At 74.6% G+C, this 20,899-nt stretch carries 17 protein-coding genes; 6 read left to right on the top strand and 11 right to left on the bottom strand.

From position 1 onward, the window contains the following. Nucleotides 1–55 precede the first annotated feature (55 nt). A complete protein-coding gene (locus tag HGA03_RS14260; protein WP_168630959.1) occupies nt 56–988 on the bottom strand; it encodes a proteasome assembly chaperone family protein in 933 nt (310 codons plus the stop codon). A gap of 194 nt (nt 989–1,182) precedes the next feature. Between HGA03_RS14260 and HGA03_RS14255 the strand changes: the two genes are divergently transcribed. The 4 genes from HGA03_RS14255 to HGA03_RS14240 are packed head-to-tail and all read left to right on the top strand — an operon-like array spanning nt 1,183 to nt 7,485. Continuing rightward, complete coding sequence (locus HGA03_RS14255) at nt 1,183–3,441, top strand: AAA family ATPase (protein ID WP_239073543.1); 2,259 nt, start codon at nt 1,183–1,185, stop codon at nt 3,439–3,441. Nucleotides 3,442–3,486: 45 nt separating this feature from the next. Beyond that, the gene (gene serA / locus HGA03_RS14250; RefSeq protein WP_373307675.1) at nt 3,487–4,683 is read left to right on the top strand and encodes a phosphoglycerate dehydrogenase; all 1,197 of its coding nucleotides are present in this window, start codon (nt 3,487–3,489) and stop codon (nt 4,681–4,683) included. A 26-nt stretch (nt 4,684–4,709) separates the two neighbouring features. Then, a complete protein-coding gene (locus HGA03_RS14245) occupies nt 4,710–5,744 on the top strand; it encodes an aldo/keto reductase (RefSeq protein WP_168630957.1) in 1,035 nt (344 codons plus the stop codon). Nucleotides 5,745–5,790: 46 nt separating this feature from the next. Further along, a complete protein-coding gene (locus HGA03_RS14240) occupies nt 5,791–7,485 on the top strand; it encodes an AMP-binding protein (protein WP_168630956.1) in 1,695 nt (564 codons plus the stop codon). Between the two features lie 72 nt (nt 7,486–7,557). Here the strand turns inward: HGA03_RS14240 and HGA03_RS14235 are convergent, their stop codons facing one another. From HGA03_RS14235 to HGA03_RS14225, 3 genes are all read right to left on the bottom strand, one after another. Next, complete coding sequence (locus HGA03_RS14235; protein ID WP_168630955.1) at nt 7,558–9,546, bottom strand: S9 family peptidase; 1,989 nt, start codon at nt 9,544–9,546, stop codon at nt 7,558–7,560. Between the two features lie 43 nt (nt 9,547–9,589). Next, complete coding sequence (gene nrdR / locus HGA03_RS14230; RefSeq protein WP_168630954.1) at nt 9,590–10,105, bottom strand: transcriptional regulator NrdR; 516 nt, start codon at nt 10,103–10,105, stop codon at nt 9,590–9,592. A gap of 456 nt (nt 10,106–10,561) precedes the next feature. Then, on the bottom strand, nt 10,562–11,047 hold the full coding sequence (locus HGA03_RS14225) for a LysM peptidoglycan-binding domain-containing protein (protein ID WP_239073544.1): 486 nt from the start codon (nt 11,045–11,047) through the stop codon (nt 10,562–10,564). A gap of 294 nt (nt 11,048–11,341) precedes the next feature. On the opposite strand from HGA03_RS14225, the gene lexA reads away from it, so the two are divergent. Beyond that, the gene (lexA, locus tag HGA03_RS14220) at nt 11,342–12,058 is read left to right on the top strand and encodes a transcriptional repressor LexA (protein ID WP_168630953.1); all 717 of its coding nucleotides are present in this window, start codon (nt 11,342–11,344) and stop codon (nt 12,056–12,058) included. Nucleotides 12,059–12,121: 63 nt separating this feature from the next. Here lexA and HGA03_RS14215 read toward each other — a convergent pair whose 3' ends face one another. The 3 genes from HGA03_RS14215 to hflX form a co-directional block, all read right to left on the bottom strand. After that, nucleotides 12,122–13,129 (bottom strand): L-lactate dehydrogenase, encoded by a 1,008-nt coding sequence (locus HGA03_RS14215; RefSeq protein WP_168630952.1) that lies wholly within the window; start codon nt 13,127–13,129, stop codon nt 12,122–12,124. Between the two features lie 70 nt (nt 13,130–13,199). Then, complete coding sequence (locus tag HGA03_RS14210; protein ID WP_239073545.1) at nt 13,200–15,320, bottom strand: ATP-dependent DNA helicase; 2,121 nt, start codon at nt 15,318–15,320, stop codon at nt 13,200–13,202. A 41-nt stretch (nt 15,321–15,361) separates the two neighbouring features. After that, entirely contained in the window at nt 15,362–16,876 is a 1,515-nt protein-coding gene (hflX, locus tag HGA03_RS14205; protein ID WP_168631019.1) for a GTPase HflX, read from the bottom strand. 140 nt (nt 16,877–17,016) lie between these two features. On the opposite strand from hflX, the gene HGA03_RS14200 reads away from it, so the two are divergent. Continuing rightward, the gene (locus tag HGA03_RS14200) at nt 17,017–17,625 is read left to right on the top strand and encodes a class I SAM-dependent methyltransferase (RefSeq protein WP_168630951.1); all 609 of its coding nucleotides are present in this window, start codon (nt 17,017–17,019) and stop codon (nt 17,623–17,625) included. A gap of 89 nt (nt 17,626–17,714) precedes the next feature. Here HGA03_RS14200 and HGA03_RS14195 read toward each other — a convergent pair whose 3' ends face one another. The 4 genes from HGA03_RS14195 to HGA03_RS14180 form a co-directional block, all read right to left on the bottom strand. Continuing rightward, nucleotides 17,715–18,035: a TlpA family protein disulfide reductase gene (locus HGA03_RS14195; protein WP_168630950.1), complete on the bottom strand. Its 321-nt coding sequence runs from the start codon at nt 18,033–18,035 to the stop codon at nt 17,715–17,717. Nucleotides 18,036–18,129: 94 nt separating this feature from the next. Then, nucleotides 18,130–19,062, bottom strand: coding sequence for a diaminopimelate epimerase (gene dapF, locus HGA03_RS14190; RefSeq protein ID WP_168630949.1), 933 nt, complete (start codon nt 19,060–19,062; stop codon nt 18,130–18,132). After that, the gene (gene miaA / locus HGA03_RS14185; RefSeq protein WP_168630948.1) at nt 19,059–20,018 is read right to left on the bottom strand and encodes a tRNA (adenosine(37)-N6)-dimethylallyltransferase MiaA; all 960 of its coding nucleotides are present in this window, start codon (nt 20,016–20,018) and stop codon (nt 19,059–19,061) included. The genes dapF and miaA overlap by 4 nt, the downstream gene beginning before the upstream one ends. Further along, nucleotides 20,015–20,893, bottom strand: a complete 879-nt coding sequence (locus HGA03_RS14180; protein WP_168630947.1) for a hypothetical protein — start codon at nt 20,891–20,893, stop codon at nt 20,015–20,017. The genes miaA and HGA03_RS14180 overlap by 4 nt, the downstream gene beginning before the upstream one ends. Between the last annotated feature and the right edge of the window lie 6 nt (nt 20,894–20,899).

Here is a 20,899-nt window from a genome sequence, read left to right as displayed (position 1 = left end):
GACATGACCAGGCCCCGGCCCCCGGTGATCCGGGTGCCGGGGCCTGATGGCCGGGTCAGCGGTCGGTGTCCGGGCCCTGCTCGGCCAGGAAGCGCTCGAACTCCGCGCCGAGCTCGTCGGCGGTGGGGATGTCGCTGGTGTCGGCCAGCAGGTTCGGCCGGCCGATGTTCTTGCTGAACGCGTCGTACTGCTGCTCCAGCGCGTGCACGACGGCGGCGACCTCCGGCGACTCGCTCACCTGGCGCTCGACCTCGAGCATCGCCTCCTGCGCCGACTCGGTGAGCTCGGCCAGGTCGAGGTCCAGGCCGGTGGTCCGCCGCACGTGCTCCAGCGCCAGGATGCCGGCCTGCGGGAAGGAGGACTGCGCGAGGTAGTGCGGGACGTGCACCGCGAAGCCGACCGCGTCGTGGCCGGACTCCCCCAGCCGGATCTCCAGCAGGGTGCTGGCGTCGGCGGGGACCTCGACGGTGCCGAACCAGGGCATGTGGTCGGCGACCAGCTCGGGCCGGTTGGCGTGGGCGGTGACCGACAGCGGGCGGGTGTGCGGGATGCCCATCGGGATGCCGTGGATGCCGACGGTCAGCGGGACGTCGAACCGCTCGACGATCTGCCGGACGGCGGCCACGTACCGCTCCCACTGCACATCGGGCTCCATGCCGTGCAGCAGCAGGAACGGCACCCCGGCGGAGTCGCGGACCAGGTCGACCACGAGCTCGGGCTGGTCGTAGCCGGACCAGCGGTTGGCGTCGAAGGTCGCGGTCGGGCGCCGGGAGCGGTAGTCCATCAGCTGGTCGGTGTCGAAGGTGGCCAGCCGCGCGGTGTCGTAGGTGTCGACCAGGTGCTCGGCGGCCAGCCGTCCGGCACCACCGGCGTCGACGAAGCCGCGGACCGCGTGCACCAGCACCGGGCCGCTGCCGCCCGCGCTCCGCGCCTCCACCTCGGCCGCCACGGCCGGGTCGACGGCGTAGATCTCGCTCGGATCGAGCATCGGTCCTCCTGTCGAACCTGTTCGGGTACTGCGTCGTCAACGCCGGGCGCCCGCCGATCCTTCCCGCTCGGGTGTTCGCCGCCAGCGGAGCGGACCGGCGACCGGAATGGCGGGGACGGACCGGGCCCGGACACGGCATAATGGACGGCCGCTCGACGCGATCGGGCGAGGTGAGGGCGACAGACGGAGCACGGGTGAATTCCATCGACAAGCAGCTGCGTGCCGAGCAGGACGTGGTGGACGGTCTCTACCGCCGGCTCGACGAGCTGCGCCGCCAGACCCGGGACCGGTTGGCGCAGGTGCGCCGGGCCGGGCCGTCCGGGTCGCCGCAGAACCGCTCGGAGCGGGACGCCTTTGCCACGCTCTACGAGGATCGGGTCGCCCGGCTGGAGGCGGTCGAGGACCGGCTGGCCTTCGGGCGGCTGGACCTGACCGACGGCGAGCGCCGCTACATCGGCCGGATCGGCCTGAACGACGAGGAGCACGCCCCGCTGCTCACCGACTGGCGGGCCCCGGCGGCACAGGCGTTCTACCGGGCGACCGCCGCGCACCCGGACGGGGTGGTGCTGCGCCGGCACCTGGTCACCCGCGGCCGCTCGGTCACCGGCGTCGAGGACGAGCTGCTGGACCTGTCCGCCGTCGCGGAGGGCGCGGGCCTGCCCGGCGGTGAGCAGCTGTCCGGCGAGGGCGCGCTGCTGGCCGCGCTGGCCGCGCGCCGGACCGGCCGGATGGGCGACATCGTCGCGACCATCCAGGCCGAGCAGGACGCCGTCATCCGGTCGGCGCTCCAGGGCGCGCTGGTGGTCCAGGGTGGCCCCGGCACCGGCAAGACCGCGGTGGCGCTGCACCGGGCCGCCTACCTGCTGTACAACCACCGCCGGGTGCTGGAGCGCTCCGGGGTGCTGCTGGTCGGGCCGAGCCGGACCTTCCTGCGCTACATCGACCAGGTGCTGCCGTCGCTGGGCGAGACCGGCGTGGTCTCGACCACGGTGGCGGAGCTGTTCCCCGGGGTGGTCGCCACCGGCGCCGAGGACGACGCGGTGGCCGAGCTCAAGGGCCGGGCGGTCTGGCGCGAGGTGATCGAGCGCGCGGTCAAGCAGCGCCAGCGGGTGCCGGCCGAACCGGTGCGGGTCACCATCGACGGCCAGACGGTGGTGGTCAAGCCCTCCGACGTGCGCGCCGCGATCAACCACGCCCGGCGTGGGCACCGGCCGCACAACCAAGCCCGGGTCACCTTCGTGCGGGACATGCTCGGCCGGCTGGCGGAGCAGTACGTCGGCCAGCTGGCGTTCTCGGTGGCACCCGAGGACCGGTCGGAGATCCTGGAGGAGCTGCGCACCACCCGGGAGATCCGGATCGCGCTGAACCTGGCCTGGATGCCGCTGACCCCGCAGGGCCTGGTGTCCGCGCTGTTCGCCAAGCCGCAGCGGCTGGCCGACGCCGCCGCCGGGGTGTTCAGCCGGGCCGAGCGGCGGCTGCTGGAGCGCCCGGCCGACGCCCCGTGGACCCCCGCGGACGTCCCGCTGCTGGACGAGGCGGCCGAGCTGCTCGGTGAGGACGACCAGGCCGCCAAGGCCCAGGCCCGCCGGGACGCCGAACAGCGCAACCAGGAGCTCGACTACGCCCGCCAGGTGCTGGAGCAGTCCGGCAACGCGCTGGTGTCCGCCGATGTGCTGGCCGACCGGTTCGCCGCCGGTGGCCCGGTGCTGACCACCGCGGAGCGGGCCGCCGCCGACCGGGCCTGGGCCTACGGTCACGTGGTGGTCGACGAGGCGCAGGAACTGTCGGCGATGGCGTGGCGGATGATCCTGCGCCGGGTGCCGACCCGGTCGCTGACCGTGGTGGGCGACGTGGCCCAGACCTCCACCGCCGCGGGGACCCGGGACTGGGCGGAGGTCTTCGACCGGCTGCTGCCCGGCCAGTGGCGGCAGGAGACCCTGACGATCAACTACCGCACCCCGGCCACCGTGACCACCGCCGCGGAGGGAGTGGGCCGGGCCGCCGGGCTGCCGCTGACCACCACCGAAGCCGCCCGGGACGTGCCGGACGCGCTGGTCGCCGAGCGGGTCGCCGCCACCGAGCTGGTCGCGGCGACGGCGCGCCGGGCGGTGGCCGAGGCCGAGGCGGTGCGGGACGCCTCCGGGGCGGGCCGGGTCGCGGTCATCGCCACCGCCGAACTGATCGAGCCGGTCCGGGCGGCGATCGCCGGCGCCGGGCACGCGGAGCTGCTGGGCGGCACCCGGTCGGGGGCGCCGGATCTGGACGCCGCGGTCACCCCGCTCACCGCCGAACAGTCCAAGGGGCTGGAGTTCGACGCCGTGGTGCTGGTGGAGCCGTCGGCGGTGCTGGCCGAGGGCGGCCCCGGCGACCTCTACGTGGCGATGACCCGGCCGACCACGGCCCTGCGGGTGGTGCACAGCCGGGACCTGCCGGCCGGCTGGCCGTCCACCTGACGGGACCGGTTTGGCCGCAGCGCCGGACGGGCGGACCATATGCCCGTGCTGCGCGCCCTGTTGCTGGAGAATCTGCACCCCCAGGCCCGGACGATCCTGGAGGCCGCCGGATACGAGGTCACGACCCGATCCGGTGCACTCGACGAGTCCGAGCTGGCCGAGGCCCTGCAGGGGGTGCATCTGCTCGGCATCCGGTCCAAGACCCAGGTGACCGAGGCGGTGCTGGAGTCCGCCCGGGACCTGATCGCGGTCGGCGCGTACTGCATCGGCACCAACCAGATCGACCTCCCCGCGGCGGCCTCGCGCGGGGTGGCGGTGTTCAACGCGCCGTTCTCCAACACCCGCTCGGTGGTGGAGATCGCGCTGGCCGACATCATCGCGCTGACCCGCCGGCTGACCGTGCTGGACAAGTCGATGCACGACGGGGTCTGGAACAAGTCGGCGGACGGCTCGCACGAGGTGCGCGGCCGGACGCTCGGCATCGTCGGCTACGGCAACATCGGCACCCAGCTGTCGGTGCTGGCCGAGAACCTCGGCATGTCGGTGATCTTCTACGACACCCAGGAGAAGCTGGCACTGGGCAACGCCCGGCGGGCGCAGACCCTGGACGAGCTGCTGGACGTGGCCGACGTGGTCACCCTGCACGTGGACGGACGCAGCGGGAACGCCGGGATGTTCGGCGCCAAGCAGTTCGCCCGGATGAAGCCGGGGGCGATCTTCCTCAACCTGTCCCGCGGCTTCGTGGTGGACTACGCCGCGCTGCGGGACGCGGTGCTGGCCGGCCAGGTCGCGGGTGCGGCGGTGGACGTGTTCCCGGTGGAGCCCAAGCGCAAGGGCGACCCGTTCGAGTCCGAGCTGCGCGGCCTGCCGAATGTCATCCTCACCCCGCACACCGGGGGTTCCACCGAGGAGGCGCAAGAGGCGATCGGGCAGTTCGTGTCGAACAAGCTGCGCGACTACCTGAACACCGGCACCACCACGCTGTCGGTCAACCTGCCGAACCTCACCCTGGAGCCGCGCCCGGGCGTGCAGCGGCTGGCCTACCTGCACCGCAACGTGCCCGGTGTGCTGGCCGCGGTGAACCAGACCCTGGCCGAGCACGGCGCGAACATCGAGGCCCAGCTGCTGGCCACCCGCGGCGAGGTCGGCTACGTGGTGACGGACGCCGGTTCGGTGGAGCGCGAGGTGGTCGAGGCGCTGCGGGCCCGGCCGGAGAGCATCCGGCTGCGCGTGGTGTCCTGACCGCCGATCGCGGCTAGTTTGGCAGGGTGAACCGAGCCGCTGCCGACCCTCTCCCCCTGCGCCGGGCCGGGCGCACCGGACTGCAGCTCCCGGCGGTGACGCTCGGGCTGTGGCAGAACTTCGGCGAGGCGACCCCGTTCGCCGACCAGCGCGCGCTGGTGCTGGCGGCGGTCGACGCCGGCGTGGTGCACCTGGACCTGGCGAACAACTACGGGCCGCCGCCCGGGGCCGCCGAGGAGTCGGTGGGCCGGCTGCTGGCCACCGACCTGCGCGCGCACCGCGACGAACTGCTGATCGCCACCAAGGCCGGGTACCGGCAGTGGCCGGGGCCCTACGGCGAGTTCGGGTCGCGCAAGTACCTGCTCGCCTCCCTCGACCAGTCGCTGCGCCGCCTGGGCACCGACTACGTGGACGTGTTCTACAGCCACCGTTACGACCCGGACACCCCGCTGGAGGAGACACTCGGCGCGCTGAAGACCGCCGTCGACTCGGGCCGGGCGCTGTACGCCGGCATCTCGTCCTACTCCGCCGAGCGCACCGCCGAGGCGCTGGCGGTCGCGGAGCGGATCGGGCTGACCCTGAGCCTGCACCAGCCGTCGTACTCGCTGCTGAACCGGTGGATCGAGCGGCCGGGCCCGGACGGCCGCTCGCTGCTGGACGTGGCCGGCGAGGCCGGGCTCGGGGTGGTCGCCTTCTCCCCGCTGGCCCAGGGGATGCTCACCACCAAGTACCTCGACGGCGTGCCGGCCGACTCCCGCGCGGCCCGGGGCGGCCCGCTGCGTGCCGAGTACCTATCCCCGGAGAACCTGGACCACGTGCGGGCCCTGAACGACATCGCCCAGGACCTCGGCCTGACGCTGCCGCAGCTCGCGATCGCCTGGGTGCTTCGCGATCAGCGGATCTCCTCGGTGACCCTCGGCGCCCGCACCCCGCGCCAACTCCGGGAGAATCTGGCGTCGGCACAGGTCAGCGAGCTGTCGCCGGAGGACCTGGCCCGGATCGACCAGCACGCGGTGGACGCCGGGATCAACCTCTGGGGCGCCCGCTCCAGCGATCTCTGAGGGGTCCCACAGCTAAACCTACGGTTCCGTAGGTTACTGTGAGTAGGTGACCACACTTCAGCGTTTCTGGCACCGGTCCTACGCCGACGGCGTGCCCGGTGACATCGCGGTGCCCGACGAGCCGGTCGGTGCCGCCGTGGCCCGCGCGGCCGTCGCCTTCCCCGACCGGGTCGCCGTCGACTTCCAGGGCGCGACCCTGAGCTACGCGGAGCTGGACGACGCCGTCGCCCGCGGCGCCGCCGCCCTGCACGACCTGGGGGTGCGCGCCGGTGACCGGGTCGCGATCGCCCTGCCGAACTGCACCTCGCACGTGGTGGCCTTCTGGGCCGTGCTGCGACTGGGCGCCGTCGTGGTCGAGCACAACCCGACCTACTCCCCCGCCGAGCTCGCCCACCAGCTGGCCGACTCCGGCGCCACCGCCGCCCTGGTCTGGCAGAAGGCGGTGCCCGCGGTCCTGGAGCACCGGGAGCACACCCAGCTGCGCAGCGTCGTCGCCGTGGACGTCGCCGCCGACCTGCCCGCGTTCAAGCGGATCGCGCTGCGCCTGCCGGTGCGCGCCGCCCGCGAGACCCGTGCCGCCCTGTGCGGTCCGGTGCCGGCCGACATCCCGTCCTGGCACCGGCTGATCGCCCGGGCCACCCCGCTGCCCGCCGACCACCCGTGGCCGGTCGCCGACGACGTGGCGCTGCTGCAGTACACCGGCGGCACCACCGGCACCCCGAAGGGCGCAGTGCTCACCCACCGCAACCTGGTGGCGAACACCGTGCAGGGCCAGGCCTGGACCCAGCACGAGCAGGGCGCCGAGACCGTCTACGCCGTGCTGCCGTTCTTCCATGCCTTCGGCCTCACGCTCTGCCTGACCTACGCCGCGCGGATCGCCGCCACCCTGGTCGCCTTCCCCAAGTTCGACGCCGAGTCGGTGCTGGCCACCCAGCGCCGCCGCCCGGGCACCTTCCTGCCCGCGGTGCCGCCGATCCTGGACCGGCTGTCCCTGGCGGCGGAGAAGTCCGGCGCCGACCTGACCTCGTTCCGGTTCGCGTTCTCCGGCGCGATGGCGCTGCCCGCCACCACCGCCGCGCGCTGGGAGCGAGTCACCGGCGGCCTGGCGATCGAGGGCTACGGCATGACCGAGACCAGCCCGGTCGCCCTGGGCAACCCGCTGTCCGGCGCCCGGATCCCCGGCGCGCTCGGCCTGCCGTTCCCCGGCACCGACGTCCGGATCGTCGACCAGGAGGACCCGACCCGCGAGGTGGGCCTCGGCGAGTCCGGTGAGCTGCTGATCCGCGGCCCCCAGGTGTTCCAGGGCTACTGGAACCGCCCGGAGGAGACCGCCGGCCAGCTGCTGCCCGACGGCTGGCTGCGTACCGGCGACGTGGTGCGGATGTCCGAGTCCGGCTCGCTGGTCCTGGTCGACCGGATCAAGGAGATGATCGTCACCGGCGGCTTCAAGGTCTACCCGTCGCAGGTCGAGGAGCACCTGCGCACCATGCCCGGCGTGCGGGACGTGGCAGTGATCGGGATGCCCGGCGGCGACCTGGGCGAGAAGGTGGTGGCCGCCGTGGTGATGGACCACGACTGCCCGCAGATCGACCTGCAGGCGGTGCGCGACTGGTGCCAGCAGAAGCTGGCCCGCTATGCCGTGCCCCGCGACCTGGTCATCCTGCCGGACCTGCCGCGGTCGCAGATCGGCAAGGTGCTGCGCCGGGTGGTGCGGGACAACCTGATGGGCAGCGCCGCCTGAGCGAGGGCTCCCCAGAACGCAGCCGAGCCCGGCCGATCCGCATGGATCGGCCGGGCTCGTGTCATGCCGGAGTCAGACCGGCAGGCGCTCGGCCCACCAGCGCAGCACGTGGTCGAACCGGACCTTGCGGTGCTGCGGCCGCCCGGAGCGGGTCAGCTCGTGCCCCTCGCCCGGGAACAGCAGCAGCTCGGCCGGCACGCCACGCCGCTTGAGCTCGACGAACCAGCGCTGGCCCTGCTCCACCGGGCAGCGCCAGTCCTGCTCGGAGTGGATCACCAGGGTCGGGGTGACCACCTGGTGCACGTGCGCCATCGGCGACTGCGCGGCCACGGCGGCCCGGTCCTGGTCGGTCTCACCGTCGCCCAGGTACTCCAGGCCGAAGAACCAGCCGATGTCGCTGGACCCGACGAAGCTGACCGGGTCCAGGAAGCCACGCTCGACGATGGCGGCGCGGAACCGGTCGGTCCGGGTGGTCAGCCAGGCGGTCATGTAGCCGCCGTAGGAACCGCCCATCACGCCGACCCGCTCACCGTCCAGTGCCGGGTCGGTCAGGGCGTGGTCCAGCAGCGCGAGCACGTCGTCGGCGTCCACGGTGCCGAACGCCCGGTGGATGCTGCGCCCGTGCGCCCGGCCGTAGCCCGCCGAGCCGCGCGGGTTGCCGTAGACCACCGCATAGCCTGCCTCGGCCAGGGTCTGCACCTCGTCGAACAGGCCGACGGTGTACTGGGCGTAGGGCCCGCCGTGGATCATCAGGATCGTCGGGTGCGGGCCGGCGAACCGCTCCGGGTCCGGGGTGACCACCCAGCCGTGCACCGGGTAACCGTCCGGCGCGCTGCCGGTCAGCTCCCGCGGCTGGCGCAACCGCCCGGTGGCCCGCAGCGCGGCGGACCAGTCGGTCAGTGTGCGGCCGATCCCGGTGCTCAGCTCGATCGCGTGCACCTCACCACTGGTCAGCGGCCCGGCCGCCGAGGTGAGCACGACACCCCGGGCGTAGGCCGCCGACTGGGCCACCAGGCCGGTCAGCAGGTCCCGGCCGGACCCGTCCCGGCGCAGTTCGCGCAGCCGGATCGTGCCCCGGTCCAGCTCCCCGACGATCACCCCGTCCTCGGTCGGAGCCAGGCTGCCCGGGTCCAGGTCCACCGCCTCGGCGTCGGTGATCCGCACCGGCGCACCCGCGGCGCGGGGACCGTCCGGACCGTCCGCCAGCGGCAGGTGGAACAGCCCGGTCTGCGCCGCCACGAAGTCGCGCCCCTGCGGCCCCATGTCCTGGGCCAGCAGCCACAGCCCACTGCCGTCGGTCGCCTCGGCCACCGTGGACACCGCCAGGGTGCTGCCCTGGTCGGCGTCGGTCAGCGGGTGCAGCGTGTGGTCGTGATCCGCCCGGACGTCCACGGCGGACACGTCGGTGCGCAGGTCGGTGTCGGCGGTGGCGTGCCGGGCGGCGACCACCGCGACATGGGCGGAGTCGGCGAGCCAGGCGATGCCGTCCACCTCGATGCCGGCGGTGATCTGCCGCGCGGTGGGCAGGTCGCCGGTGCCGGGCTCGGTGGGCAGCTCCAGGACGAACAGTTGCGGCTTCTTGTCCAGCGTGAAGCCGGCGCCGTCGTGGCGGTACTGGAACTCGGTGATGTGCCGGGGCGGCTCGGCGGCGGGGTCGCCCTCGGGCAGGTAGCGCCCCTCCTCCGGCACCGCGGCGACGAAGGCGAGCAGCCGGCCGTCCGGGGAGATCCGCGGCGACCCGGCACCCAGCGGCGCGTCGGTCAGCTTCACCGGCTCACCACCGGTGGCCTCGACCAGGTACAACTGCGGGCGGCCCTTGGGCTCGGACCGCTGGAACACCAGCCACCGGCCGTCCGGGCTGAACCGGGGCGATGCGTCCCGGTGACCGCGGGTCAGCGGGACCGGGTCGGCGCTGCCGTCGGTGGGGATCCGCCACAGGCGACCGACGTACTCGTCGGCCGTCAGGTCGGGGGCGGTGCGGGCCACCACGGCCCAGCGTCCGTCCGGGCTGAGCGCGGGCGCACCCGGCGTGTGCAGGAGGGAGAGGTCAGCAGGAATCACGTGACCGACCGTAGTCCCACCGGCCGACAGCCGGTGGCGCCGCTCACTCCGCGGCGGCGGTCCCCTGGTCGGCGGGCTCGTCCTGCCCGGCGGCGCGACGGGCCTCGGCCTCCTCGTTCTCGGCGCGCAACGCGGTGATCGCCGCCTCGAAGTCCTCCAGCGAGTTGTACGCCTGGTAGACGCTGGCGAAGCGCAGGTAGGCGACCTCGTCCAGCTCGCGCAGCGGACCGAGGATGGCCAGCCCGATCTCGTAGGCGTCCAGTTCCGCGGAGCCGGAGGCGCGCAGGGTCTCCTCCACCCGCTGGGCGAGGACGGCCAGGTCGTCGTCGGAGACCGGGCGGCCCTGGCAGGCCTTGCGCACGCCGTTGACGATCTTCTCCCGGCTGAACGGCTCGGTGGCGCCGGAGCGCTTCACCACCGACAGGCTGGCGGTCTCGATCGTGGTGAACCGGCGGTTGCACTGCGGGCACTGCCGGCGGCGCCGGATGGACAGCCCGTCGTCGGAAGTCCGGGAGTCGACCACCCGGGAGTCCGGGTGCCGGCAGAACGGACAGTGCATGGGTGCCTCCTCCTCGCCACGGCCCACACCGTCGACCAGCGGGCGGGACCGGGTCACTGTACCGGGCGAACCGCCGTCTCCGGCGTCCGGGTGCCGAGGGTGGAGACGGCACCTGGGTGGCGGCGGTGGCAGCGCGGCGGTGGTGGTCCGGCGGCAGCGGTCCGGCGGTAGCGGTGCGGCGGTGGCGGCGCGGCGAGCGGGCGGCGGACAGACGACGAGGGTGGCCGCGCAATCGCGGCCACCCTCGTGGGGACGCCCCCGTCCCGTCTCGCCGGGGCGACTCGCCTCGCCTCAGCGGTGTAGATCACGCGCGGCGGCCACTGTGTCCAGCGCCGATTCGCGTCCCTCGTGGCGAGCCCCCCAGCCAGCCGTCGAGGTGAGACCCACAGTAGAGGGCGGCGACAGAATTACGCAAGCACCAGGTTTCGTAATCTTCCCGTGATGATCCGGGGAACCTCAGGAGTCGGCCGGCAGCATCAGCACCTGGCCCGCCATTAGCGAGCCGCCGCTCAGGTCGTTGAGTCGCTGCAACTGCAGCACCACGTCCCGCACGTCCTCGCCGGGCTGCGCCACCCCCTGCGCGATGCTCCACAGGGTGTCGCCGGACTGCACGGCGTAGGTCTGGACCTCCACCGCCTGCTGCGGCCCGTCGGCCACCGCACGACCGCCCATCACCCCGGCCACCGCCAGCAGCAGGCCGAGCACGATCACCACCGCGCGACCACGGCGGGTCAGCTGCAGCCGCGCCGGGGCGGACGCGGCGGAACCGTCCCGGACGGCGACCGAGGGGCGCTGGGCACCGGCCATGGCGGGGCGCCGGGCACCGGCCACGAACGGGCGCTGTGCACCGGCGACCGAGGGGCGCCGGGCGCCTGCGGGGCGGGGACGGCGCACGGGTGCGACCTGTCCGGCGATCCGCGGCTGCGCTGCGATGGTGCTCATGTCACCACTTCCCTCCTGTCACCCCGGCGGGGCGACCGTCCGTCCGGTCGAGTCGAACATCTGTTCGTCGAACGCTTGTACGAAGACTGCCACGGATCCCGGGGCAATGTCGAGACACGGTCGAACATGTGTTTGATCGGGCGTGTCGCGACCCCTAGGCTCGGGGCACTGGGAACACCCGATCACGAGGCACTGACATCGCCGCCGGACAGCCCGTCACCAGGGCGGACGGCAGTGGGCCGGAGCCGGGTCGGGCCGGGCGGTCGGCACAGGCGGGACGGACGGGAGAGACGCATGGCACCGAAGGTGAGCGAGGACGAGGCCGAGATCGGCCTGGGCGACGGCCTGACCCCGCGGCAGCGGCTGGTGCTGGAGACGGTCCGGGCGTCGGTGGAGAGCCGGGGTTACCCGCCGAGCATGCGGGAGATCGGCGACGCGGTCGGCCTGACCTCACCGTCCAGCGTCAAGCACCAGCTCACCGCCCTGGAGCGCAAGGGCTATCTGCGCCGCGACCCGAACCGCCCGCGCGCGATCGAGGTGGTCCAGCCGGACGACTCACGGCCGGTGGGCGCGCTGGCCGGATCGGTGGCCGCGATGATCGGCGACGAGGACTCCGCCGCCCGGGACGGGGCACCTGCCGCCGCCTACGTGCCGGTGGTCGGCCGGATCGCCGCCGGTGGGCCGATCCTGGCCGAGCAGCTGGTCGAGGACGTCTTCCCGCTCCCCCGCCAGCTGGTCGGCGAGGGCGAGCTGTTCCTGCTCAAGGTGGTCGGCGACTCGATGGTGGACGCCGCGATCTGCGACGGCGACTGGGTGGTGGTGCGCCGCCAGCCGGTGGCCGAGAACGGGGAGATCGTCGCGGCGATGCTGGACGGCGAGGCCACGGTCAAGACGCTCAAGCGCACCGACGGTCACGTCTGGCTGCTGCCGCAGAACCCCGCCTACTCCCCGATCGACGGCGACCACGCGCAGATCCTCGGCCGGGTGGTCTCGGTGCTGCGCAGCCTGTAGTCCCGCACCCGCGAAGGGCCCCGGCGACCGACGTCGCCGGGGCCCTTCGCCGTACTCAGCTGGTCAGAAGCCGAACCGCCGGGCCACCGCGCGCAGCGACTCCGCGGAGCGGCGCAGGCCGGCCAGTTCGTCGGCGCTCATCGGCACCTCCAGCCGCTCGCCCACCCCCTCGCGGCCGACCACGGTGGGCACGGACAGGCACACGTCGCTGATCCCGTGGAAGCCCTCCAACAGCGAGGACACCGGCAGGATCCGGTGCTCGTCCTTCAGGATGGCCTCGATGATCCGCGACCCGGCCAGCGCCACCGCGTAGTTGGTGGCGCCCTTGCCCTCGATGATCCGGTACGCGGACTCCACCACCTCGCGGGCGATCGACTCTCGGACCTGCGCGGTCAGCGGCACGTGCCCGTCCAGGCCGTTCCAGTCCAGGATCGGCACCCCGCCGATGGTGGCCGAGGACCACAGCGGCAGCTCGGTGTCGCCGTGCTCGCCGGCGATGTAGGCGTGCACGTTCTGCACCGCGACCCCGGTGTGCTGGGCGATCAGGTACCGCAGCCGGGAGGAGTCCAGCACGGTCCCGGAGCCGAACAGCTGGGTCGGCGGCAGGCCGGAGGTCTTCAGCGCGGCGTAGGTGACGATGTCGACCGGGTTGGTGACCATCACGTAGATCGCGTTCGGGGCGACCTCGACCACCGACGGCAGGATCTTCTTCACCAGGGAGATGGTCGCCTCGGCCAGGTCGATCCGGGTCTGCCCCGGCTTCTGCTTGGCACCGGCGGTCACCATCACCACGTCGGCGTCCGCACAGACCGCGATGTCGTCCGAGCCGACCACCTCGGCCATCGGCATGAACTGGATCCCGTGCCCCAGATCGAGCGCCTCGGCCTCGACCTTCGCCTTGTTGATGTCGTAGAGCGCCACGGAGCGGGCGGCGCCACGCATCAGGGCGGCATAGGCCATCGTCGAGCCGACCGCCCCGGCGCCGATCACGGCCAGCTTGGTGGTACGACGGGTACCGGCACTGGCACTGGTCAGGCCGAAGTCGTCGCCGTCGTCAGTCTGCTCGCTCACGGGTCCTCCTCGCGGGATCGGCGCAGGTGGAAGCCCTGCTGGTCACGAGGCTAGACGAATCGCGAGCCGATCACCCGTTGCCCGTGCCGGTCAGCCGGCGCAGCGCCCCCTCGGCCACCGCGCGGTCGGTGGTGCGCCAGAACGGCGGCAGCGACCGGGCCAGGAACTCGCCGTAGCGGGCGGTCACCAGTCGGGGATCGAGCACCGCCACCACCCCGCGGTCGCCGGTGGACCGGATCAGCCGACCGGCGCCCTGGGCGAGCAGCAGGGCCGCATGGGTCGCCGCCACCGACATGAAGCCGTTCCCACCCGAGGCCGCCACCGCCTCCGACCGGGCCGAGCGCACCGGGTCGTCCGGGCGCGGGAACGGGATCCGGTCGATGATCACCAGGCTGTTGGACCGGCCCGGCACGTCGACGCCCTGCCAGAGCGACAGGGTGCCGAACAGGCAGGTCGGCTCGTCGTCGGCGAACTGCCGGACCAGGGTGGGCAACTGGTCGTCGCCCTGCACCAGCACCGGCACGTCCAGCCGCTCGCGCATCGCCTCGGCCGCGGCGATCGCGGCCCGGCGGGAGGAGAACAACCCCAGGGTGCGGCCCCCGGCAGCGGAGATCAGCGCGGCGATCTCCTCCAGCTGCGCATCGGTGGCGGGCTCGCGGCCCGGCGGCGGCAGGCGGCGAGCGACGTAGAGGATGCCCTGCTTGGGGTAGTCGAACGGGCTGCCGACGTCGATGCCGTGCCAGGGCAGCTTCGCCGGGGTGTCGGACGCCGCGGGCTTCGCCCCGCCGCCGGTCTCCCGCCCCGCCGGTGCCGCATCCGCCAGCACCGTGGCCGAGGCGGTGGCGGTGGCGGTGGCGGCCGCACCCTCGGTGGCACCGGCCAGGCCGACCGCCCGTGCGGTGGCGTCGAACTGCCCGCCCAGGCTGAGCGTGGCCGAGGTGAAGATCGACGACCGGCCGGCCAGCAGGTTGGTCCGGATCAGCCCGTTCACCGCCAGCGGAGCGGCGTACAGCCGGGTGGCACCGTCCCCGCGCGGACCGTCCTGGCGCGAGCACCACATCACCGTGTACCGCTGGTCCTCCGGCTCGGCCGCCATCCGCTCGGCCACCTCGAACAGCGCCAGCACCGCCGACGAGGCCAGCTTCAGGCCGGTGTCCTCCGCCTCGCCCTTCTGCGGGCGCAGTTCGGTCAGCAGGCCACGGGCGGCGTCCCGGACCATCGCCACCGCCTGCCGGGTGCCCTCGGGCAGCCCGTCCGGGAACCGGCCCTCCGGCAGCCCAATCAGCACGGTGCCCAGCGCGGTGGCGGCCTGGTCCAGCTCGGTGGTGAGCACCCCACCGTGCCGGCGCGCGCTGCGACCGGCCTGTTCCACCGTGGCGACCGACAGCTCCGCGGTGGCCTGGGCGGTCACCCGGTCGGAGAGCTCGTGCGCCTCGTCCACCACCAGCACCTGGTGTTCGGGCAGCACATTCGGCGACCCCCCGGCGGCGATGCCGAGCATGGCGTGGTTGGTCACCACGACGTCGGCGGCGCGGCCGATCGCCCGGGCCCGGTCCGGGAAGCACTCCTCCAGCAGCGGGCACTTCTGACCCAGGCACTCCAGCGCGGTCACCGACACCTGCCGCCAGGCCCGGTCGCTGACCCCGGGCACCAGGTCGTCCCGGTCGCCGGTGTCGGTGTCCTGCGCCCACTCGCGCAGCCGCACCACCTGCGCACCGAGCGACTCCTTGCCGTCCTCGTCCGGTGCCGGGTGCTCCGCGGTCGCCGGCTCGTCCGCCAGCGCGAACAGGGTGCCCTGGTCGTCCTGCGGGTAGCCGCCGGCGATCTTGTGCACGCAGACGTAGTTGTGCCAGCCCTTGAGCAGGGCGATCTTGGGCGGCCGGGGCAGCTTGGGGCCCAGGGTGCGGGCGACCAGCGGCAGGTCCCGGGTCATCACCTGGCGTTGCAGCGCCAGGGTGGCGGTGGAGACCACCACCCGTTCCTCCGCGGTGACCGCGTGCCGCACGGCCGGCACCAGGTAGCCCAGCGACTTCCCGGTGCCGGTGCCGGCCTGCACCATCAGGTGCTCGCCGGCCTCCACCGCCGCGGCGACCTCCCGGGCCATCCGGCGCTGGCCCTCCCGGGGCGCACCGCCGAGCTCGGCCACCGCCAGGTCGAGCAGGTCATCGACGTCGGGGGTGGGATCAGGCACCGGGACAGGGTAGGCGACGGGGGCGACAGCCCGGGACGCGGTCAGGCGGAGCGCACGTCCACCGCGGACAGTTCCGCGGCCAGCCCGGCGTCGACCCGGCCGCGCAGCACGGTGCCGTCGGCGGTGTGCTCCTCGGCGTCGATGTCGCCGTGCTCGTGCGCCCGGTGCACCAGGTCGCCTCGGTCGTAGGGCACCACCACGTCGACGCTCACCCCGGGGCGGGGCAACTGGTCGGCGATCAGCGCCTGCAGCTCCTCGATCCCCTCACCGGTGTGCGCGGAGACCACGATCGCGCCGTGCTCGCGGGACCGCAGCCGGGCCACGGTCTCCGGCTCGGCCAGGTCGGCCTTGTTCAGCACGATGATCTCCGGGACGTCCATCGCGCCCGGAATGGTGGCGAACACCTCCCGGACCGCGGCGATCTGGCCCTCGGGGTCCGGGTGCGAGGCGTCCACCACGTGCAGCACCAGGTCGGAGTCGGCGACTTCCTCCAGGGTGGAGCGGAACGCCTCGACCAGCTGGTGCGGCAGGTTCCGCACGAAGCCCACCGTGTCGGCCAGGGTGTACACCCGGCCGTCGGCGGCCCGGGCCCGGCGCACGGTCGGGTCCAGCGTGGCGAACAGGGCGTTCTGCACCAGCACCCCGGCGTCGGTCAGCCGGTTCAGCAGCGAGGACTTGCCGGCGTTGGTGTACCCGGCGATCGCGACCGCGGGGATCGCGTTCTTGCGCCGGGAGGCCCGCTTGGTCTGGCGGGCCGGTTCCATCGCGGCGATCTCCCGGCGCAGCTTGGCCATCCGGTTGCGGATCCGGCGCCGGTCCAGCTCGATCTTGGTCTCACCGGGACCACGCGAGCCCATGCCCGCCCCGGCGCCACCGACCTGGCCACCGGCCTGCCGGGACATCGACTCACCCCAGCCGCGCAGCCGCGGCAGCAGGTACTCCAGCTGGGCCAGCTCGACCTGGGCCTTGCCCTCCCGCGACTTGGCGTGCTGGGCGAAGATGTCCAGGATCAGCGCGGTCCGGTCGATCACCTTGACCCGGACCACGTCCTCCAGGGCGCGGCGCTGCGACGGGGCCAGCTCGCCGTCGATCACGACGGTGTCGGCACCGGCGGCGGCCACCAGCTCGGCCAGTTCGGCGGCCTTGCCGGAGCCCAGGTAGGTGCTCGGGTCCGGGGTCTGGCGGCGCTGGATCAGGCCGTCCAGCACCTCCGAGCCCGCGGTCTCGGCCAGCGCCGCCAGCTCACGCAGCGACACCTCGGCGATCTCCAGCGGACCGTGGGTCCACAGCCCGACCAGGACCACCTTCTCCAGGCGGAGCTGCCGGTACTCGACCTCGGTGACGTCCTCGAGCTCGGTGGACAGTCCGGCCACCCGGCGCAGCGAGCTGCGCTCGGCCAGGTCCAGCTGGTCGCCGTCGTGCGTGGTGTGGACGGTGCCGCCCTCGTGCAGCGCGGTCCCGGCCCGCGCGAGCACCCGGGCGACCACGTCGTCCGCGACCCGCTGCGCCTCGCGCGCCTGCTGCTGGGGGTCGGCAGCCGTCGTCTCGTCGTCCATGTGGTCGCGTGCGGTCACGGGGGTCCTCTCGTCAGGGTTCATCGTCGATGCCAACACCGATCCGGTGCCGCGGATTCCAGCGTGGCACGGGGCGGGGACGGGGCGCCATCGGATTCCCGGTGGCGCACTAGGGTCGAGGCGTGTCCGATCACTACTTCACCGCCGAACCCGCCTCCCCCGACCAGCGCCGGGACCGCACGGTGCGGCTGCGCGGCGAGGAGGTCACCGTGCAGACCGCCGGTGGCGTGTTCTCCCCCGACCACCTGGACGCCGGCACCGAGGTGCTGCTGCGCGAGGTGCCGGAGCCGCCGGTGGAGGGCGACCTGCTGGACCTCGGCTGCGGCTGGGGGCCGATCACGCTGGCGATGGCGGCGGCCAGCCCGCTGGCCCGGGTGTGGGCGGTGGACGTGAACGAACGGGCGCTCGACCTCACCCGCCGCAACGCGGAGCTCGCCGGGGCGGTCCGGGTGCACGCCGTCCGGCCGGAGGACGTCCCGGAGGACGTGCGCTTCGCGGCGATCTGGTCGAACCCGCCGATCCGGGTCGGCAAGGAGGTGCTGCACGCCATGCTGCGGCAGTGGCTGCACCGCCTGCTGCCGGGCGGCGAGGCGCACCTGGTGGTCGCCAAGCACCTGGGGTCGGATTCGCTGCTGCGCTGGCTGGACACCGAGCTGGGGGCGGAGTTCAGCGCGGAGCGAGCGGCGACGGCGAAGGGGTTCCGGGTGCTGCGGGTGGTCCGGGCGGGCTGAGCCGGGGTTCCGGGCGCTGCGGGCGGGCTGAACCGGGGTCCGGGCGGTCCGAGCGGGCTGCCAGGGACGCCGCGACGGGCGGGGGCCGCTCAGCCCAGGGACGCCAACGCCGTGCGCGCCTGGGCCAGGGTGGGGACGCCCGCCAGCCGGGCGACCGGGGTGCCGTCCGGGTCCAGGAGCACCACCAGCGGCGTCGCGGTCACCGCGAACCGGGTCGCCAGCTCGGCGTGGTCGGCGACGTCCACCTCGATGTGCGCGACACCCTCGCTGGTGTCCACCACCCGCTGCAGCACCCGGCGGGCGGCCCGGCACGGCGCGCAGAAGCCGGTGGAGAACTGCAGGAAGGTGAGCCGCTCGCCCAGCGGCGCGCCGAGGTCGCCGGCGGTCAGCGGGGCGGGTCCGGTGGTCACGTCCGGAGCAACGACGGCCGGGGGTCGCGGTGTTCCCGCGGGGTCTGCTCCCGCCGGGCCCCTCGGACCCTCCTCGGCGCGCGGCCCGTGGCCGTCAGCGGCCGGTGAGCGCGGCCAGGTCGACGTCCAGGTCGGCGACCAGCACCGCCGGCCCGGCCAGCTCCACCCGCCCACCGGGCAGCGCGGTCACCCGCACCGTCCCGCCCGGCACGTCCACCAGCCACACCGCCGGGGACTGCGGCCCGGCCCAGGTGCGCACCGCGAGCGCCGCCGCGCAGGCACCGGTGCCGCAGGACCGGGTCTCCCCCACCCCGCGCTCGTGCACCCGCATCCGCAGCCGCCCGACCGGGGCGCCGTCCGCGCCGACCGTCTCGCCCAGCGGCACCACCAGCTCGACGTTGGTGCCGTGCGGCGGGACCGGCTGCACCTGCGGGGCGCGGGTCAGGTCGGCGGCGGCGAGTTCGGCCTCGTCGGCCAGGGCCAGCACGGTGTGCGGGTTGCCCAGGTCCACGCTCAGTGCCGGTCGCGGCACCGCCAGCCCGGGCACCGTGACCTCGGCGTCGGCGCCCGCGGTGGCGGCCGGCTCGCCGCCGGGCAGGTGCCACTGCCCCATGTCGACCGCGTACCAGTCGGTGCCCGGCTCGGGGCCGTCCACCCGGCGCACCCGGCGCACACCGGCCCGGGTGCCGAGCACCAGGTCACCGGCGGCCGGGTCCCACAGGCCGAGCGAGCGGGCGTAGTCGGCGACCACCCGCACCCCGTTGCCGCACATCTCCGCGATCGAGCCGTCCGCGTTGCGGTAGTCCATGAACCATTGCGCGGCAGGCTCGGTGGCCAGCAGGGCGGTGCCCTCGGGCAGGTCGGTGGCGGCGGTCAGCCGGATCACGCCGTCGCCGCCGATCCCGGCCCGGCGGTCCGCCAGCGCGCGCACCAGGTCGGCGTCCAGCGGCGGGGTGTGGCGGCCGTCCAGCAGCACGAAGTCGTTCTGGGTGCCGTGGCCCTTGGTGACGTGCAGCGGGGCGGTCATGTGCCCAGACTACGGCGCGGTGCCGGGTCCTCCGTGGCCAGGCCGAGGCTGCCCGCGTCGGCCGCGGCGACCAGGTCGAGCGCCCGGTCCAGCAGCGCCGGGTCCTGGGCGTCGAGCCAGTGCACCCGCGGGTCGCGCCCGAACCAGCCCATCTGCTTGCGGGCCAGCCGGCGGGTGCCGGCGACGATCTGTTCGCGCGCCTGCTCCTCGGTGATCTCGCCCCGGAGTGCGGCCAGCACCTCGGCGTAGCCCACCGCGCGGGAGGCGGTCCGGCCGATCCCGCCGCTGGCGAGCAGGCCGCGCACCTCGTCCACCAGCCCGGCCCGCCACATCCGGTCCACCCGCTGCTCGATCCGCCGGTCCAGCGCGGCACGGTCGTGATCCAGGCCGATCTGCACGGCGGGACGGTGGTAGTCGTGTCCGGGCAGGTTGGCGGAGTAGGGCCGCCCGGTCAGGGCGATCACCTCCAGGGCCCGGACGATCCGCCGGGTGTTGCGCGGTCCGATCGACTCGGCGGCGGCCGGGTCGGCGGCCCGCAGCTCGGTGAACAGCGCCCGGGTGCCCTCCTGCTCCGCCCGGTGTTCCAGCGCCGCCCGCAGCGCCGGGTCGGTGCCGGGGAACTCGATCCGGTCCAGCAGGGCGCGCAGGTAGAGGCCGGAGCCGCCGACCACCACCGGGCGGTGCCCGCGAGCCTCGATCGCCGCGACATCGGCCCGGGCGGCGGTCTGGTACGCGGCGACGGTGGCGTCCTGGTCCGGGTCCAGCACGTCGAGCTGGTGGTGCGGGATGCCCCGGCGGTCGGCGACCGGCAGCTTGGCGGTGCCGATGTCCATCCCGCGGTAGAACTGCAGCGCGTCGGCGTTGACCACCTCACCGGAGAGCCGTTCGGCCAGGTCCAGTGCCAGGTCGGACTTGCCGGTGGCGGTGGGGCCGACGACGGCGACGATCACGGTCATGCCGCTGCCCCGATCCGCCAGCGGGCCACCGCGTGCTGCGCCCCGCCGGGGGTGCCGGACCACAGCAGCGCGGCGTCGGCGTCCGGCAGGCCCTCGGCACCGGCATCCGGCAGGCCCTCGGCACCGGCGCCCGGCGCGTTCCCGGCACCCGCCAGCAGGGACAGCATGCAGTGCCAGGGCCGGCCGCCGGTGATGGCGAGCCGGTCGCACTCCGCCGGCGGCAGATCGCCCAGCACCGTGGCCAGGGCACGGGGCCCGGCGGCCAGGGCGGTGAGCAGGGCGACGTCGGCGGCGATCGCCTCCGGGTCGTCCGGCAGCGGCGCGTCCGGGCCGTGCCGGGCGGACAGCGACCCGACCACCAGCACCAGCTCCGGCGGCGCCGCCGGGACGACGGGCAGGACGGGGCCGGGCTCGGAGCCGGTTTCCAGGACGGTGGCGGCGCGGTCCGGGTCGTGCCCGGCCAGCGCGAGCAGGGCCAGGGCGGCGGCGGCCCCGACACCCGGGGCGGCCCCGACCGCGGGAACGAGGCCGGGCGGTGTGGCCCCGACCGCGGGAACGACGCCGGGCGGCATGGCCCCGACCGCGGGAACGACGCCGGGCGCCGTGGCCCCCGCGGGCGGAGCGGTTGGAGCAGCCATGCCCGCCGCAGACCCGGCGGGCACCCGTGCGATCCCCGCCGCCGCCAGCCCGTCGCCGAACGGCCCGGTCAGCACCCGGGTGACCCGCCCCGGGGCGATCACCAGCACCGCCCCGCGCCCCGCCTCGCGCAGCTCCGCCAGCACCGCGGCCCGCGCCCCGGCCAGCGGATCGGCCTGCGACCCGGCCGCGCCGGGGACCAGCAGGGCGGAGTCGGGCAGCAGCAGGACGGTGGGCACCCGACG

The organism is Cellulomonas denverensis, from assembly GCF_012396125.1.
GTDB lineage: Bacteria > Actinomycetota > Actinomycetes > Actinomycetales > Cellulomonadaceae > Cellulomonas > Cellulomonas denverensis.
Note: the sequence above shows the minus strand (reverse complement) of the source record. Positions and strands in the feature narration are given on the sequence as shown.

Excerpts from the sequence above, each read along its gene's own strand:
- dapF (WP_168630949.1), bottom strand. The coding sequence starts at position 19,062 with ATGACCGCCCCGCTGCACGTCACCAAGGGCCACGGCACCCAGAACGAC.
- nrdR (WP_168630954.1), bottom strand. The coding sequence starts at position 10,105 with ATGCACTGTCCGTTCTGCCGGCACCCGGACTCCCGGGTGGTCGACTCC.
- hflX (WP_168631019.1), bottom strand. The coding sequence starts at position 16,876 with ATGGACGACGAGACGACGGCTGCCGACCCCCAGCAGCAGGCGCGCGAG.
- HGA03_RS14225 (WP_239073544.1), bottom strand. The coding sequence starts at position 11,047 with ATGAGCACCATCGCAGCGCAGCCGCGGATCGCCGGACAGGTCGCACCC.
- lexA (WP_168630953.1), top strand. The coding sequence starts at position 11,342 with ATGGCACCGAAGGTGAGCGAGGACGAGGCCGAGATCGGCCTGGGCGAC.
- HGA03_RS14260 (WP_168630959.1), bottom strand. The coding sequence starts at position 988 with ATGCTCGATCCGAGCGAGATCTACGCCGTCGACCCGGCCGTGGCGGCC.
- miaA (WP_168630948.1), bottom strand. The coding sequence starts at position 20,018 with ATGACCGTGATCGTCGCCGTCGTCGGCCCCACCGCCACCGGCAAGTCC.